The following is a 16,786-nucleotide window of genomic DNA, read 5'->3' on the forward strand; positions in this document are numbered from 1 at the left end:
ATCTATACCAATTTTATATTTCGTCGATTCCTCTGAAAGAGGTCATCTTTGTCCGCTCTTCACGTTTTTTCTCTTTCATTGAAAGCATGTCTGGTTTTATTACCCCCTGTTCACCAATAGCCCAGCTAAGCGGACGGGCTTCTTTACCCACCGCATCTGCCAGGAGCATCAATCCCTGCATAAAGGCGTCTGGTCTGGGAGGGCAGCCCGGCACATATACATCTACCGGCAGGAATTTATCCACTCCCTGTACCACACTATATATATCATACATACCTCCGCTGTTGGCACAGCTACCCATAGAAATAACCCAGCGGGGTTCCATCATCTGTTCATGAAGCCGTTTGATGATAGGTACCATTTTAATAAAGACGGTCCCTGCGATGACCATCACATCAGCTTCCCTTGGTGTACCACGGATCACTTCCGCACCAAATCTTGCTACATCATATTTGCTGGTGATACTGGTAGCCATTTCTACAAAGCAACAACTCAAGCCAAAATGGAATGGCCACATAGAATTTTTGCGTCCCCATGCCAGCAGGTCTTGTACAGTAGTCAGCATAATACTTCTGCTGACGGCATCCTCCATGCTACCGGTGCCCGAGATATGGCCGGACTGATCGCCTGTTTTACTTAGCCACCATTTCATTTTGCTGTTGTTTTAGTTTGTGAGCTTTTAATATCTTTTTTGCATCTGCGCCTATGTCGAGTGCTCCAATGCTCCATTCATAGATCAGCACAACTACCAGCTGTGCGATGAACAGGCCGGCACCAATGTAACCGGGCCATCCCAGGTCATATAAACCCAGCGCCCAAAGCATAATGAAAACAGCTTCGACATCGAAGATGACAAATAACATGGCAACCAGATAGAATTGTGTAGAGAAGCGAATACGTGCGCTCCCTGTCTGCTCTATACCGCCCTCGTAAGGTTTACCGGTAGCACGGTCGTTGTGTCGTTGTCCTAATATATAGGATAACGCAAGGATGGCAGCTATCAATACCACTACCAGGCTTGTATAGAGCAAAAGGGGCCACAGGGGAATACTTAGTATTTCGTTTCCCATAACGTAAATTTTTTTTCCTGAAGAGGAATACTGATGTGTATTCTACTCTTTAATAAAAAAGAAAGATGGTGTTAAATCCAGGGCTACTAGCTAACGATGTAATGTTCGAGATTCTGAATAATGAAGTCTTTGTTACTGATGACATATTTGAGAATGTCACCGATGGAGATAAGGCCAATCAAATCATTGTTTTCAATAACGGGGAGATGGCGGATGAACTTATTCGTCATCAATTGCATGCAATACTCAATCTTTGTATCAGGAGTAACGAATACCGGTCTGTCAGTCATAATGTCCCTGACTAATGTTTCTTTAGAAGAACGTCCTTTGAGGACAACTTTGCGTGCGTAATCCCGTTCAGTGAATATACCTATCAGTTTTCCACCTTCGTCCACTACTACAAGTGCGCCTAGATTCTTTTCTTCAAGTACTTCCAGTGCTTCGTACACACAGCATGTGATGCAGATTGTGTACACCATATTTCCTTTTATTTGCAGGATATCTCTTACAGTATCCATAATACAAATATTTAAGGAGATTAATACACTATTAAGTTAGGCTTTTTTTAACTAAAAAACAGAAATTGCCATTTTTAATTTAGACAACTCTCCTGCCCCTTTTCCACTAAAATTGCCTGTAGTCTTTTGGCAGCATCCCGGTGATATTCCTGAAGGTTTTGGTAAAGTGGCTTTGGTCGGTAAAGCCACATTCGTAAGCTATTTCCGTAAGGCTGTATTTCTTATTTCTGATTAATGGAAGGGATTTTTCAATTTTGATCCTCCTTATATATTCTCCTAATGTGCAGTTGAAGTATCTTGAAAAGTATTTTGAAATATTTACCGGATGAATCTGCACTTCTTCAGACAGCTCACTAAGGCTAAACGGGGTATTCCATTTCTCGTGCAGGTATTCCTTTAGTAATGATGACCAGTGATTGTTCTTTTCAGGTTTCTGCTTCACCGCATCCTGCTGGCAGAGCAGTACACATAATTGTTCTATTGAGAGTCCGGAATTGGTATCATTCAATAAATACTCTTTTAAAACCTTTATTACCAATACCTTTTTTAAATGCTCATCATAATATGACCAGTAATTATCCGCTGCAGAATATTTCAATTTATTCTTAGTGAAAAATCCGGGTTGTAATTCAAGGTTAAAAATCCTTGTATTTTCTTTGTAGTCAGTGTTTTTATGCAACATACATGGGTTATAGAACAACGAGTCCCCTTCTGTCTGGTAGGCCGTATTGTATTCACCCACTTCAATACTTCCACCATTGAGTATATGTGAAAAGTGCGGGTTCTCATGGTAATGCCATACGGATGAGATTCCCTTAGCATATTCATTCTCACTGGCTATGATGTCTCCAAAATGTAACTCCTTCTTGGCAGGACCTACATAACGACCATTTGAAAAGCACTCTGCGTTTTTTGAGTCATCAGTTATCATCATATGTAAAAATAATAAATAAGCTAATCCTGTACAATTTTAAACCTTAAAGTCCATCTAATTTTACAGCATGCAAAATATGAATCTCAAATGTTTCATGCTGATGGCAAGCAGCCTTTTCATTACACAAAGCAGCATTGCACAGCAAAAAAAACTTCAACAGTTATTTGAAAATTACTACCGGGAATCTCTACAACTCCAGCCACTGGATGCTACTTTTTTAGGATACCATGAATATGATGATCAACTGGCCAATGATATTTCAGCACCATATATTGCTGAGGTTTCCCGGTTTGATGAGAAATATCTGAAATTGTTGTCCTCTTTTGATAAAGAGCAACTAACACCTGCTGACCGTATTTCCGTCGATGTTTTAAAGAAAATATTATCGAGAGATCTGGAAAGCAGAAAACTCCACCTGGAGTATCTTCCTTTAAATCATTTCAATTCCATTCCATTATTTATTGGTCAGTTAGGTTCGGGAAGTTCGGCCCAGCCATTTAAGACCGTGCAGGATTATCGTAACTGGATAAGACGTATTGCCGCTTTTAAAATATGGGCAGCCACCGCCATTCTTAATATGAAAAAAGGCGCCTCGGCTGGGACCGTTCTACCCAAAGTACTGGTAATGAAAATCATTCCGCAGATGGAAGCGCTTGGAAAAGATGATTCCCTGAATGTATTTTATACTCCGCTGAAAACACTGCCAGCTGAATTTAAACAAGAGATTAGCGATGAACTGGGAAAAGCTATCCGTGAACAATTATTGCCCGCTTACCAACAGCTGGCGGATTATCTTAAAAATGAATACCTGGCAAAAGCGACAGATTCCTCAGGTTTATCAGGCATCGTGGGAGGAGCAGCAATGTACAGATACTATGTAAAGTACTACACTACAACTGATTCCAGTCCGGAAGAGATATACCAAAAAGGATTGGATGAGGTTTCTCGTATCAGGGCAAAGATGGAACTGATTAAAACCCGGACAGGCTTTTCCGGTACACTTAATGAGTTCTTCACATTTCTGAAATCAGATCCTCAGTTCATGCCTTTTAAAACTCCTGAACAGGTATTGCAGGCCTACCGGGACGTATACGCGAAAATAAAGCCACATTTGCCGGAGCTGTTCAGCATTTTCCCCAAGGCAGATTTCGAGATCAGAAGAGTAGAGTCTTTCCGGGAAGCAGGCCAGAACGGGCCTTCTTATACACTTGGCTCAATAGATGGTAAGAGGCCCGGTGTCTTTTATGTGCCGGTACCGGATGCAACGAAAATCAATACTGTAAGCTCTGCCATGGAAGCTACTTTTATTCATGAGGCAGTACCAGGGCACCATTTCCAGATATCCCTACAGCAGGAAAATAATGCACTGCCTACTTTCAGAAGAAGTATTTCTTTTAATGCATTTACGGAAGGCTGGGCGCTGTATATAGAATCTTTAGGAAGCAGACTGGGTTGTTATACAGATCCTTACCAGGAAATGGCGGCGCTTAACAATGAAATGATGCGGGCAATCAGGCTGGTTACTGATGTTGGTCTTCATACCGGTAAGATGACACGCGAACAAAGTATCGCTTATATCATGGCAAATCTGTCTACCAGTGAGGCAGATGCCACCAGTGCTACCGAAAGATATATGGCGATGCCCGGGCAGGCACTTTCCTATAAGACCGGAGAACTGGAGATTTTACGCCTGCGGGCAATGTGTGAAAAACGACTGGGGAAGAAATTCAGTATCATTAAATTTCATGATGCATTACTGGCTCAGGGAGATATGCCAATGACTGTACTTGAAAACTATATCAACGACTGGTGTTCCAGACAGTAACCTATATATGGCCTCCGCATATTGCGGAGGCCATATATAATAATATTATACCGCCACTTCTTCTCTCTTATACTCTTCTGTTAATTTCTTTTGTAAATCTCCCGGAACGGGCGCGTATTCAGCAAATACAGCTTTGATCTTTGCTTTCCCCTGGGTAACATTACGCAATGCTGCATAGAGCTTGTCCAATTCAGCTTGTGGTGTACGGGCGCGGATCACCTGGTAACCATTCAGCGTATCCATCCCCGTAATAATGCTACGCCGGGTTTGTAACTCACCCATAATATCTCCCATCATACTGTCCGGTGCAGTCGTTTCTACATCAAAAACGGGTTCCAGAAGCTGAGGATCTGCCTGGTGAAAAGCATCTTTGAATGCCATCATACCTGCTATTTTGAAAGAGATATCATTACTGTCTACAGGATGCATTTTGCCATCATACACGCTTACGCGTATATCACGTACATAGGAACCTGTCAGGGGGCCTTCCTGCATCTTTTCCATGATCCCCTTTAAAATAGAAGGCAGGAAACGGTTATCAATCACTCCGCCGACAATACAATTGTTGAACACGAGTTTACCACCCCAGGCCAGGTCTATCGAATCCGTATCCCTTACAGGGAACTCTTTTAGTGTAGGCATCCCATCATAATAAGGCTCTATCTTCATATACACTTCTCCAAACTGCCCTGCCCCACCCGACTGCTTCTTATGCCGGTAATTAGACATGGCAGACTGACGGATAGTTTCCCGGTAAGGAATCTTGGCCGGAAGAAACTCGACAGGCATTTTATAGATATGTTCCAGTCGCCAGCGGATTAATGAAAGGTGTAATTCACCCTGTGCATGCAGAATAACCTGTTTCAGTTCTTTGTTGTATTCTATTTCCAGTGTAGGGTCTTCCATGTGAATCTCTGCCAGTACCTCTCCCAGTTTCTCATCATCTGCCTTATTAATTACCTCTATCGCTACCCGTACTTTAGGTAACGGGAAGTCTATAGGAGCCACCTGTTTACCGGATTGCTTATCACTTAAAGTATGATTTGTTAAAGTATTCTTCAGTTTAAGCGTACACCCTATATCCCCCGATCGCAACAATTCCACCGGGTTACGGTTTCGCCCATCAGCAATGAACAACTGGTTCAGACGTTCGGAAGTATTCCCTTTCTCATTATAGAGTTCTACGCCTGGTTTTATCTCACCGGCAATCACTTTAAAGAAGGATAATCTGCCTATATGAGGTTCCAGCAGGGTCTTAAAAACAAACAACACCGGAGAAGCAGCAGGATCGCAAGGGATAGGTTTCCCCTCCTCGCTCTGTTCCGGTGGCATTTCCACTGCCGCAGGGGCAACGTTGTCTATGAACCCCATCAGGCGGCCGCTACCCATATTATTTATAGCAGACAGGCAGAACACGGGGAATACCTGGTGTTTCAGCATCCCTATCTTCAATCCCTCTCTCAGTTCATCCTCATCCAGATTCCCTTTTTCAAAATACTGTTCCATCAGGGTATCATCATTTTCCGCTGCCTTTTCCACCAGTTCATTATGCAGGCGTTCAGCCGTTTCCTTTTCACTATCAGGGATAGGTAGTTTCTCGGGTTTTCCTCCGTTTTCAGGGAAACGGTATAAAGTCATTTTAAGCAGGTCTATCACGCTGTTAAAACCAACACCCTGGTTAACAGGATATTGCATGATGGTAACGGCAGAGCCGAATACCCGTTTGGCATCATCCACAGTAGCCGTAAAGTTGGCAAATTCAGCATCCAGCTGATTGACAATCAATATAGTAGGTTTCCGGTATTTATCTACATAATCCCATATCAGCTCTGTTCCTACTTCCACCCCATGCTGGGCGTTCAGCAGTAAAAGAGCGGTATCGCATACACGGATGGAAGCAATGACTTCACCGATGAAGTCTTCCAGTCCGGGTGTGTCAATAATATTGATCTTGTAATTACGCCATTCAGTGTGCAGGCAGGTAGCATACACGGAGCTACCTCTTTCGTGTTCAATATCGTGGTAATCAGATACGGTATTTCGTTCTTCAACCGTACCGCGGCGTGGAATAATGCCGGCTTCAAATAACATGGTTTCGCACAGGGTAGTTTTGCCGCTCTTGGCGGCACCTAACAGTACGATGTTCCTGATGTGTTTTTCATCGTAGGCCTTCATAATGAAAAGATTAAGAGATGAGCGCAGATAATTTTGGGAAACGTGGAAATTGCCGTTTTGGTGAACTTTGCCGGTGCGAAATAGCTGTGTGACCTGTTCTTCCTATTAAGTTACTGTATTTTTCTGAGTACAACTATCATAATAATATGTTGCAACATCAACTTAATGTACCTTTGCAACCTAGACCATATTCAAGCATGAAATTGTTTTTGCATTATTTAAAGAGTTATAAGTGGTTGATCGTGCTGGCGCTGTTTTTAGCCTCCATTAACCAGGTATTTTCCTTATTGGACCCATATATCTTCGGCAAGATCATAGATATGTTTGCCTCGCATCCGCATACTGATGCAAAGGCATTACCGCGTAGTCAGTCGGGTTATATTAATGGTGTGTTGTGGTTATTGCTGGCGTCCATCAGTGTGGCCATGATTTCCCGTATTGCCAAAGCTTTTCAGGACTACTTTGTGAATGTGATCATTCAGAAGTTTGGGGCCAGGGTGTATACGGATGGGTTACGTCACTCATTAAGGCTGCCTTACCAGCAGTTTGAGGATCAGCGAAGCGGCGAAACACTGGCCGTTCTGCAGAAAGTAAGGGTGGATTGTGAGAAGTTCATCACTTCTTTTGTGAATGTACTGTTTGTGGCCCTGGTAGGGGTAGTATTCGTGATGGTATACGCTTTCCGGGTACACTGGAGCCTGGTATTTGTATACTTCGGCGGATGTCTGCTACTGGGCTGGCTCATGAATGTACTAAGCCGCAAAATCAAAACCATTCAGAAGACTATCGTAAAGGAAACTACCATGCTGGCAGGAGCTACTACAGAATCGCTCCGTAATATAGAGCTGGTAAAAAGCCTTGGATTGACCAACCAGGAGATCCGCAGGCTCAACTCTACCACCATCCGTATTCTGATGCTGGAACTGAAAAAGGTACGCAGCATCCGTAGTATCAGCTTTGTACAGGGAACTTTTGTGAACTTCCTGCGCCAGGTGATCCTCTTCATGTTGTTGTTCCTGATTTACAAGGACACCGTAACGGTAGGACAGCTCTTTACCTTACAGTTATATTCCTTCTTTATTTTTGGCCCGTTACAGGAACTGGGAAATATTATCCTCTCCTACCGGGAAGCACAGGTATCCCTGTTGAATTTTGAAGGCATACTGAACACTCCGGTAGAAGAAATGCCGGCAAATCCTGTTACAATAAATCAGATCGATACATTGTCATTTGAGAATGTAGGTTTTCAACATCTGACCGCCTCTACCAAAGCACTGGACCATATCTCCTTTAAGGTAAGGACCGGTGAAACAATTGCCTTTGTAGGTCCATCCGGTTCCGGTAAAACTACCCTGGTAAAACTGCTGGTAGGTTTATACAACCCACCTGAAGGAAGTATTAAGTATAACGGGATAGAAAGCACGAAAATAGATATCGAAGAGTTACGTTACCAGATAGGTTTTGTAACACAGGATACACAGTTGTTCTCCGGTACTATTAAAGAGAACCTGTTATTCGTGAATCCCCGTGCTACAGATGATGAAATCCTGCATGCCATGAGGCAGGCCAGCTGTGACACCCTGCTTGCCAGGGCAGATCATGGACTTGATTCTGTAATAGGTGAAGGCGGAATGAAGATTTCCGGTGGAGAGAAACAACGTTTATCCATTGCACGTGCATTGCTCCGTCACCCGCGTTTGCTGGTATTTGACGAGGCCACTTCCGCACTGGATTCTATCACAGAACAGGCTATCACCACCACTGTACAGGAAATTACTTCTACCCGTGAGCATATTACCGTGATGATCGCACACAGGTTATCTACTATTATGCATGCCGACAGGATTTATGTACTGGAAAAAGGACGCATCATAGAAACCGGTACACATGCAAACCTGCTGACAGAGAAAGGATTGTATTACGCTATGTGGAGACAGCAAATAGGAGAAAGAGAAGTACAACATTAACGAAGAGGAAAACCCCGGTTTTCCTCTTTATCTTTGCAGCATGAGTAAAAAGCGACCGAATTATCTCCTCAGCCTGTTAGGTATGAAATGTCCACGTTGCCGTAAAGGCCACATGTACAAAGACAAAAACCCTTTTCACTGGCGCTTATCCCAAATTTTCGATATGCCTGAACGTTGCCCTGTCTGCGCTCAGAAATTCGAACTGGAACAAGGTTTCTGGTTCGGTACCGGTTATGTGAGTTATGCATTAAGTGTAGCCCTCTCTGTAGCTACCCTTGTTGCTTATTGGGTATTGATCGGCATCTCCTGGCAGGATAACAGCATCTTTATATGGCTGGGAATAAACGGTGCATTACTGGTAGTTTTACAGCCATGGCTCATGCGTGTCAGCAGGGTTATCTACCTGTACTTCTTTGTTTATTATGATGAGAGTACGGAAGACCTTCCTGAAAAATAATCATTGCACGACTTTTGTGATACTCATCCCAAAAGATCTATCATGCAACCATCACATCTATTGTACATCCTGTCTGTAGTATTGTTAAGCAGTTGCGTATCTGCCTCACAGGAAAACAAGGCAGACACTTCAGCCATTAAGGATATAGGCGCAGATACCGCGTCTATGATCCCCACTTCAGATACTTTGAGGCCACAGGTGGGGCATTATCCCCCCGAATGTTATAAAGCTATTACTGATATCGTTCTCAGTTCCAACTTTGAATCTGATGGTACTAAAAAGGAAAATATCAAAGTGAGGATAGATCGTCAGGAAAAAAGTAAACTGTTTATACAACTCTTTTCCAATGAGAAAGATCATGAATCTACTATAGGATGGTTAAGGCTGGATAAGGCGAATGAGAAACTGGAAGATATTACGATAGATCCGGACAAACCAACCCTGCTTACTTACGATAAAACACTGATCAGCGCTTTAAGACAACATTGTCCATAAAAAAAGGGAGGCTTTTGATGAAAGCCTCCCTTTTTATTATTATTTGAAATCAATTGGTATAGTCACTTTCACACTGTAGTTCCTCCCCATATTAAATACGCCAAATCGACCCGTTACATCATTTTCAGGCCCATATTTCAAACGACTTAAATGATTCTGATAGGCAACATCTGTGATGTTGTTAGCTGCCAGATGTAATGAGAATAATACCTTGTTATTCTTATTCACAAAATCAGTTCCCAACCCTGCATTAAACAATGTATAACCAGGTGTAGCTGTCTCTGTCTGATAGGCAGAGAAAACATCGTTTTGTGCAAACGTCATGTCCATTCCAACACTGATATATGCATTCTGCATCACTCCACCTACTTTTTTAAACCTTCCCTTTAATTCTGATAACCAGCGGCCAGCAGGAATGTTAGGTAAATACTTCGTAGAATCAGTGCCATTAGGGATTACACCCCTTACATAGGAAACTGTGTTCTCGAAATGTAACCAATCGATCGGATGAGGATGAATATCCACTGTAAATTCTCCACCGTATAAATTGGCGGTAGTCTGCTGATATTTAAAAGCGCTGTATCCTTCATCATTATCTACAGCAGGAATAGAATCGCTACCTGCTGCATTGAATAATTTACGACTGAAGATAAAGTTGGTAATATGATTGTAGAATACGCTGGCAGCAAATGATACATGCTCAGAACTAAAATCAATACCGGCATCTCCCTGTGTACTTACTTCAGGTTTCAAATCGTTATTCCCGTATTCATATTTGATGGTGCCTTCATGTACACCATTAGCCGCCAGTTCTGAAATATTAGGAGCCCTGAAACCACGCGCTGCGTTTAATTTTAATGTTACCATATCACTGGCAGCGTAGCTGATACCAACACTTCCGGAGATGTTTGAGAAGTTCTTATCGAAAGCGGTGAATTTGGTGTCACCACCTGTAGTCACAGGTTTGCCATCAGCATCTAAAGAAAGTCCTTTTACATTCATGGAACGGTTATCAAACCTTAATCCACCACTTAATGTCAGCTTGTTGAAAGTTTTACTGGTAACGGCAAAAACACCTGCATCAAATAAATCATACCCGGGAATCAGGAATTCCTTACTGGAAGAAATATCGTTATGCTGCTGCATACCATTTACACCAACAGTTGTTTGCCAGCCTTTCATTTCCGGCAAATAATATTTCAGTGCGTAGTTGAATGTATTCAGTTTAAGATATAAGCCTGCTTCATCCGGAGCGAGTACATCTTCAAATTCCTGGCGACGGTTTAACTGGTAGCCCAATGTTAACCCTAAGCGTCCTCCGTTATTCAGGTAAATATTATTGTCCCAGACAATCTTCTGATGATTGATTTGCTGGCGGGGTAAACCCAGGCTGTATGATTTAAAATCGCTGTTGGTAGCTACTGCTTCATCTTCTGTACCATTGTTATTGATAGGTTTGAGGAACTGACCTGCGGCATTACGTTCTCCTTCTACAATACCTAAGTGTTGATTAAAAGAGGTAAAGCTTAAAGTGGATGAACCCCAGCTTTTGTTGAGACCTATAGCAGCGCCAAAGTTGGTGTTATTAAAACCGGAACCATATACATAACCATCATATTTATTCTGGTAGTCGTGTGCCCATTTCTGTGTACCGTACAAACTCCAGTTAAAGCCATTATGATTACCGGCAATATCAGCATGATAAGCTATCTGACCGTTATTGGAAAGATAGTTGGCGGCCACATTTCCTTTGATATGCCCTTCCGGTACCGGGCCGGGAGGAACAATGTTTACCACACCTGCAATAGCATCAGATCCATATACTAAAGAAGCGGGGCCTTTCAGTACTTCTACTTTGCTTACATTGTAATCATCTATCTCGATACCATGTTCATCACCCCATTGCTGTCCTTCCTGTCTTACATCATTACTTACCACTACAACACGGTTGTAACCAAGTCCGCGGATGAAAGGTTTGGAGATAGCAGGGCCAGTAGTCAGCTGACTAACACCCGGTAATTTTGCAATAGCATCTATGATATTGGTAGAGATATTTGCATCCAGGTAATCCCTTCTTACGATACTTACGGGCGTAGGCGTTTCTTTAAGTGTAGTAGCGAGGTTCACACCGGTGATCACTACTTCGTTCTTTTCTATCAGTGTTTCTGACAGGGAAATATCCAGTTTGGTATCGCCGCTGATGAGTGTTGATTGTGTAAAAGCAGCATACCCTATGTAATGTACTTCTACCAGGTATCTTCCTTTAGGCAGATTTTTAATGGAGTAATGCCCCTGTGCATCTGCAGAAGCACCTACGTGCAGGTCCGGCAGATATATGGTGGCCCCGGGTAAAGCAGCTTTGGATGATTTATCAGTGATGTTTCCGCTTAATGAATTATCGGCATCATTGGCAAATGCAGATGAGAGTATCAAAACAGCGATGGCGCTGAATATAGAAACACGTAAATAGTGCATAATAATTTCTTAATTATTCAATAATGATTTGTGAGAGTAGTATGTATGGGCTTATGCTACCGGGGGTGCACGAAGGGATAATGCCCTGAAGGGGGTGTACCTGATAACAGGCATGTATGGGGAAGCGTAATTCCAGATGATATTTTGTATCAGTGCATGATAGAAAGCAGTTACGTGTACATACGGTTCTGGTTCTATCTGCAGGAATGCGCAGTGTTGGTGCTTAACGGAAAATGCGGGGCCATCATGTGATACGGGGATATCTTTTGTATCGTGATGGTCCAGGAACTGGTGAATAAACTCCCTGGGGATAGTATTAAATGTAAATACACCCAAGAGCGTTATCGCTAATATTTTATATAGAAACTGTTTCTTCACCTGCGAAAGCAAAGATAAATGAATTTGCAACACCGTTTAAAAAAAGATGCTCCTGGTTGAACCAGGAGCATCTTTTTTATTTCACTTTCAGCATTGTTCTTACCTGTTGGTAAGGCCCGTTCTGAAGTCGGGCATAATATGTTCCGGTGGCCAGTTGTCTGGCATCAAAAGAAGTGGTGTACTCCCCTACTGCCAGTACCTTATTTACCGGTACGCCTATCAGGCGGCCCATGGTATCAAAGATCTGGATCATGGTATGACCGCCTTTGGACTTATATTTTAATGTGGTAGTATCCACAAAAGGATTCGGGTAATTGGTGATGAGGTGTGTGCTGCCATTGTTGACATCATCGATAGCCGTGATGGTACCGCAGGCGATACCGCTTATGATTGGCAGTCGCTGATAATCCTTTAGCAGGATGGTCTGCAGGGTGGTGTTATCCACGCAGAACCATTGTTCCAGCAGGGACGCGTATACAGAACGGAAGTCGTACTGCATTGGCATGTTATCATTCACGGAAGTAGCATCCGGGATGGTAGGAGAAGCACCCAGTACACCTTGCAGTACATAATCCCCGAAGAGGATCATTGGAGCAGCAGCACCGTGGTCTGTACCCATACTACCATTGGATTTGGTACGACGGCCAAACTCTGAGAAGGTCATACCTGCCACGCGGCGGGATACTTTCAGGTTGGTAAGGTCGTCCATGAATGCTTTGATGGAAGTTGACAGTCGGCCCAGCAGTTCTGCGTGGTAACCGGTGGTATTATCTCCACCCTGAGTCTGACTTGCATGCGTATCAAAATAGCCAAGACTTACCATATAGAGGCGGGTTTTGAGTCCACCGGCGATAAGGCGTGCTACTATTTTAAGTTGTTCTGCCAGACCGTTATCAGGATAAGGGCTTTGAGAAGTTACTTTAGCCGCAGCTGCTTTGATAGAATCTGCAAACTTGTTAGTCTGACGGGCGATGGTACGGATATATTCCAGTTCTAAACCGGCATGGGTGTTGGGAACGGGGTCCTGTACACCATCAATCAGATTGTAGAAGTCCGTAGCACTGGTGATGGCGATACCCATGTTGGCATTGGTACCGTTGAAGGCTGGCGATACGATAGAACCTATCTGAATAGCCAAAGGATCAGTATCCTTATCGTTCGGATAGTTATCCGGGAAATCAGGATATTCTGTAGACAGATAACGTCCTGCCCAGCCGGTAGTTAATACCTGGTTCTGATCGGAACCGGTTAACCAGATATCGGTAGCGCGGAAGTGGGAGTAATCCGGAGAAGGGTATCCTACACTTTGTACGATACATACTTTTCCATCATCGTATAATTCCTGGATCCCTTTTAATGCAGGATGCAGGCCGGTTTTAATATTATTAACGAGTGGCAGCACCTTGCCTTCCGCGATGGCAATGTTGGGGCGTGCAGCCTGGTATTTACCATATATGTCCAGTGGCACCACCATGTTAAGGCCGTCATTACCACCTGCCAACTGGATCATAACCAGTACGTGGTCATTATCTGTGGCAGAAGCTTCCAGCGCAGCCAGAAGCGAAGATGATGAGCCAAAAGCTTTTACGGCAAACCCATTTATAAAAGTGGGTAGTACGGTGGCTGGCGCGGTATATTTAAGAAAGTCTCTGCGTTTCATAGTAATAGGTTAGGTCTTTCTAAGATCAGGCTAATTGATATTCAGACAGGTCCATCAGGTACTTGTAGAGCGATTGTAAACGGCTTTCTACTACCTGACGCGTAGCGGCATCACCGGGATTTGCTTTGTAGGCATTCCAGGCGTCAGTCCAGTAGTAATCACTATCCGGATTTTGTCCGCTGAGCAGCAAGGTATTTTTTAAGAAGGCACGTGTAGCATCAGATACTTCGATACGGTACATCAGATCCAGTGAATCATTTACGAGTGTAACAGGATTTGAAGGATCGGATAATTTATCTGCGAAGGTCAGTACATCTATTTTCAGATTGGCAAAACCACCAGTGCTGATGAGCATATCGCTCAGCATATTACGTTTAGGCAGTGTATCGGTATTGATCCACAGCTCATGGTATTGAGGTTCCTGGTAGTAAGCATCCCAACCGGCCACCAGTGGAGGCTGACCTATGTCCTGCAACATATTCTTCATAGTATCGCGCATGGTATCCCAGGCGGTGTATGCGTCCATGTAAGCAGTAGGGAATTGTACATCAAATTCGCGACACATTCCTATGGTGAAGTCTACCGGACTTTTAATCAGGCAGGCCATGTTTAACGGATCGTAGAAATGTTCGCTTTTGAATAATGCTCTGAGTACCGGAGTGATATCATAGTTGTTGGCAACGAAGATCGCAGCCAATGGGGTGATTACGTTCGTTTCAACGGCATCATCTATCAGGTAGTATACAAAGAAGCGGTATATTTTCCGCACGATGTGTTTAGCCACTTCGTTAGCGGAGAAGATAATAGCTAACAGATCATCGAGTTCTGTAGCACCATCTTGTCCTGTTTTTCCTGATACTTTTTTATTGAGATAGAAATCAGAGAATTCTTTGTTGGTGATGTCGTGCTGAGTGGTTTCAAAGTAGCTGGTCATAGTAACCGGGTCTACTCTGAAGCCGGTCAGGACGCGGGCGGCGGCTCTTACATCTTCTTCGGTGTAATGAGAATCCGGGCCTTTACCTACGGTAAACAGTTCCTGTAATTCGCGGCCGTAGTTTTCGTCTGCGGCTTCTTTACCATTGAGGTTACCGTTGAGGTAGATCAGCATGGCGGGGGCCAGTGTAACTTCTTTCACGAGTGTTTTGAAGTTACCGAGGGCGTTTGCGCGCAGCATATTATTGTACCTGTATACGAGGCGGGCATCCAGTACTTTATCGGTTTCGATAGAGAAGTGGTTAGCCCAGAAGAGCATCATTTTTTCCTGGATGCTGCGTCCCTGAGAGAGCATGATGCTAACCCACCATGCCTGGTAGGTAGGGCGGCGCATTTTGTCCAGGTCGAGATCGTCTGTTGCTACAGGAGGAGGTGTTGAGTTTACCCAGGTAGCGCCGGGGGCGATACCGGTAACATCGTCGCCGTAGGTATTTAACGGAGAGGTAGCTATAGTGCTGGTGGTAGTGATGAGGGCTTCAACTGCAGCGTCCATACCTAGTCCTTTGGCCCATGCAATATCTGCGGGGGTGGCTCCGAACATGGTACGTTTGAGCAGGTGTACGACCTGAGCGGTATCGAAAGCTCCTGTGTAGGCGGTGGTACCGGAATCTGTACGAGCGCCGGTGGTAGTCGCTTTCACTGTTTGCCTGCTTTCAGGAGAAAGCGTAAGGAATTGTCTGCGATCCATAAAAATGATATGGTTATATAATTATAGGGATGAATTCTGGATTGATATAGGCTTTTGCACAGGGTCCCCTAAAGTTTTTACGATAGCAAATTAGTAAAAAGTTTAATTCATTGGGATTATTTTATTTGTAATTCGTTGAGTTTGGCCGGAATCCGGTGATTATCAGCGTTATTGATATCATGATAAAGGATTTTGATATCAAGATCATTATCCTCAGTATATCTTTCCTAAATTAATTAACTACGTATCATTCTGATAATGCTTTTATCATTTTAAGACTGATATATTCACCATAACACACTATTTATCAATTTATAACATAGTTAACTTTATTTGCGAATTATATTCAAATACAGTTATTTTTGCAGAGAAATATTATGGTAATCAGATTGAATATCTCATTATTACGTTTTATCATAATATGACATAAAGATAAATAAATCCCCTAAATATATGGTTACTCCGTTATTAATGGTTCGTGAACTATTAGGTGTAAGTGTAATGAGAATGTATAAATATCTGAAGATACCTGCGTCTACTTATATCGCTTATGAAAGCAATCAATACAATCTCAGTGCATCCTTCCTTCAACTGTACAAGGAGAAATTAGGCGTTAACCTTCCTGCCTCTATCAGGAAAAATAAGATCTGTTATGATAACTTTTCTAAGATGCAGCAGGCGCTAAAAGACCCGGCATTACATTATAATATCCCCGTGTATATGTATAACACTATACAAGATGTCATTTATGGGGAGTATTATGTTCAGCCTGCGTTTAAGATCGTTTATGCCGGAGAGGAAGTGAAATCTATTTGCCTGCGCGTGGGAGACGGGTTTATTATTTGTAAAGCTACTTCTAAGGTGGTAGCTGATAAAGAGTACCTGGTAGTGACGAAAGATGGTAAAGATTTGTTTACAACAGATCCGTTATTGCTTGAGGATGAGGTTTATAGAATGTATGCGATTAGTAAAAAGCTGACAGAGGAAGAAGTGTTTGATAAGAGTGTTGGGTATAGTTATAACAGGCAGGTGGCTTTTGCCTATTAGCTTCAACCTCTTTCATTTAGGAGTTGCTTAGCAGCAACTGTTTCCTGATTATATGCTGGTTAACAGAGAGGTATTTTTTTATAAGAGTCGTTTAGCTGCTATCT

General features: G+C 43.0%; 14 protein-coding genes. 5 read left to right on the forward strand and 9 right to left on the reverse strand.

What is annotated here, in order from left to right; all coding sequences use genetic code 11:
- Window positions 1-13: 13 nt before the first annotated feature.
- The 4 genes from nuoB to BMW86_RS05710 form a co-directional block, all read right to left on the reverse strand.
- A complete protein-coding gene (gene nuoB / locus BMW86_RS05695; protein ID WP_089779800.1) occupies window positions 14-652 on the reverse strand; it encodes an NADH-quinone oxidoreductase subunit NuoB in 639 nt (212 codons plus the stop codon).
- A complete protein-coding gene (locus BMW86_RS05700) occupies window positions 633-1,070 on the reverse strand; it encodes an NADH-quinone oxidoreductase subunit A (protein WP_089779802.1) in 438 nt (145 codons plus the stop codon). The genes nuoB and BMW86_RS05700 overlap by 20 nt, the downstream gene beginning before the upstream one ends.
- A gap of 86 nt (window positions 1,071-1,156) precedes the next feature.
- Entirely contained in the window at window positions 1,157-1,588 is a 432-nt protein-coding gene (locus BMW86_RS05705) for a CBS domain-containing protein (RefSeq protein WP_177189164.1), read from the reverse strand.
- Between the two features lie 106 nt (window positions 1,589-1,694).
- Complete coding sequence (locus BMW86_RS05710) at window positions 1,695-2,522, reverse strand: AraC family transcriptional regulator (RefSeq protein ID WP_089779805.1); 828 nt, start codon at window positions 2,520-2,522, stop codon at window positions 1,695-1,697.
- Between the two features lie 76 nt (window positions 2,523-2,598).
- On the opposite strand from BMW86_RS05710, the gene BMW86_RS05715 reads away from it, so the two are divergent.
- Window positions 2,599-4,347, forward strand: coding sequence for a DUF885 domain-containing protein (locus BMW86_RS05715; RefSeq protein ID WP_177189165.1), 1,749 nt, complete (start codon window positions 2,599-2,601; stop codon window positions 4,345-4,347).
- Window positions 4,348-4,392: 45 nt separating this feature from the next.
- On the opposite strand, the gene BMW86_RS05720 is transcribed toward BMW86_RS05715, so the two are convergent.
- On the reverse strand, window positions 4,393-6,522 hold the full coding sequence (locus tag BMW86_RS05720; protein ID WP_089779809.1) for an elongation factor G: 2,130 nt from the start codon (window positions 6,520-6,522) through the stop codon (window positions 4,393-4,395).
- A gap of 197 nt (window positions 6,523-6,719) precedes the next feature.
- Here BMW86_RS05720 and BMW86_RS05725 point away from each other — a divergent pair, with 197 nt between their 5' ends.
- Genes BMW86_RS05725 through BMW86_RS05735 form a run of 3 tightly spaced genes read left to right on the forward strand, consistent with a single transcriptional unit; the run spans window position 6,720 to window position 9,441 of the window.
- The gene (locus tag BMW86_RS05725; RefSeq protein WP_089779811.1) at window positions 6,720-8,489 is read left to right on the forward strand and encodes an ABC transporter ATP-binding protein; all 1,770 of its coding nucleotides are present in this window, start codon (window positions 6,720-6,722) and stop codon (window positions 8,487-8,489) included.
- A gap of 40 nt (window positions 8,490-8,529) precedes the next feature.
- Complete coding sequence (locus tag BMW86_RS05730; RefSeq protein WP_089779813.1) at window positions 8,530-8,946, forward strand: DUF983 domain-containing protein; 417 nt, start codon at window positions 8,530-8,532, stop codon at window positions 8,944-8,946.
- A gap of 42 nt (window positions 8,947-8,988) precedes the next feature.
- Window positions 8,989-9,441, forward strand: a complete 453-nt coding sequence (locus BMW86_RS05735) for a hypothetical protein (RefSeq protein ID WP_143056493.1) — start codon at window positions 8,989-8,991, stop codon at window positions 9,439-9,441.
- 39 nt (window positions 9,442-9,480) lie between these two features.
- On the opposite strand, the gene BMW86_RS05740 is transcribed toward BMW86_RS05735, so the two are convergent.
- From BMW86_RS05740 to BMW86_RS05755, 4 genes are all read right to left on the reverse strand, one after another.
- Window positions 9,481-11,916, reverse strand: coding sequence for a TonB-dependent receptor (locus BMW86_RS05740; RefSeq protein WP_089779816.1), 2,436 nt, complete (start codon window positions 11,914-11,916; stop codon window positions 9,481-9,483).
- 51 nt (window positions 11,917-11,967) lie between these two features.
- The gene (locus BMW86_RS05745; protein WP_143056494.1) at window positions 11,968-12,294 is read right to left on the reverse strand and encodes a hypothetical protein; all 327 of its coding nucleotides are present in this window, start codon (window positions 12,292-12,294) and stop codon (window positions 11,968-11,970) included.
- A 76-nt stretch (window positions 12,295-12,370) separates the two neighbouring features.
- Window positions 12,371-13,954, reverse strand: coding sequence for a DUF1501 domain-containing protein (locus BMW86_RS05750; RefSeq protein WP_089779820.1), 1,584 nt, complete (start codon window positions 13,952-13,954; stop codon window positions 12,371-12,373).
- Between the two features lie 25 nt (window positions 13,955-13,979).
- Window positions 13,980-15,635: a DUF1800 domain-containing protein gene (locus BMW86_RS05755; protein ID WP_089779822.1), complete on the reverse strand. Its 1,656-nt coding sequence runs from the start codon at window positions 15,633-15,635 to the stop codon at window positions 13,980-13,982.
- A gap of 453 nt (window positions 15,636-16,088) precedes the next feature.
- Here BMW86_RS05755 and BMW86_RS05760 point away from each other — a divergent pair, with 453 nt between their 5' ends.
- Window positions 16,089-16,682: a hypothetical protein gene (locus BMW86_RS05760; RefSeq protein ID WP_143056495.1), complete on the forward strand. Its 594-nt coding sequence runs from the start codon at window positions 16,089-16,091 to the stop codon at window positions 16,680-16,682.
- Window positions 16,683-16,786: the final 104 nt, after the last annotated feature.

The sequence above is a fragment of the Chitinophaga sp. YR573 genome, assembly GCF_900110995.1.
Classification (GTDB): domain Bacteria; phylum Bacteroidota; class Bacteroidia; order Chitinophagales; family Chitinophagaceae; genus Chitinophaga.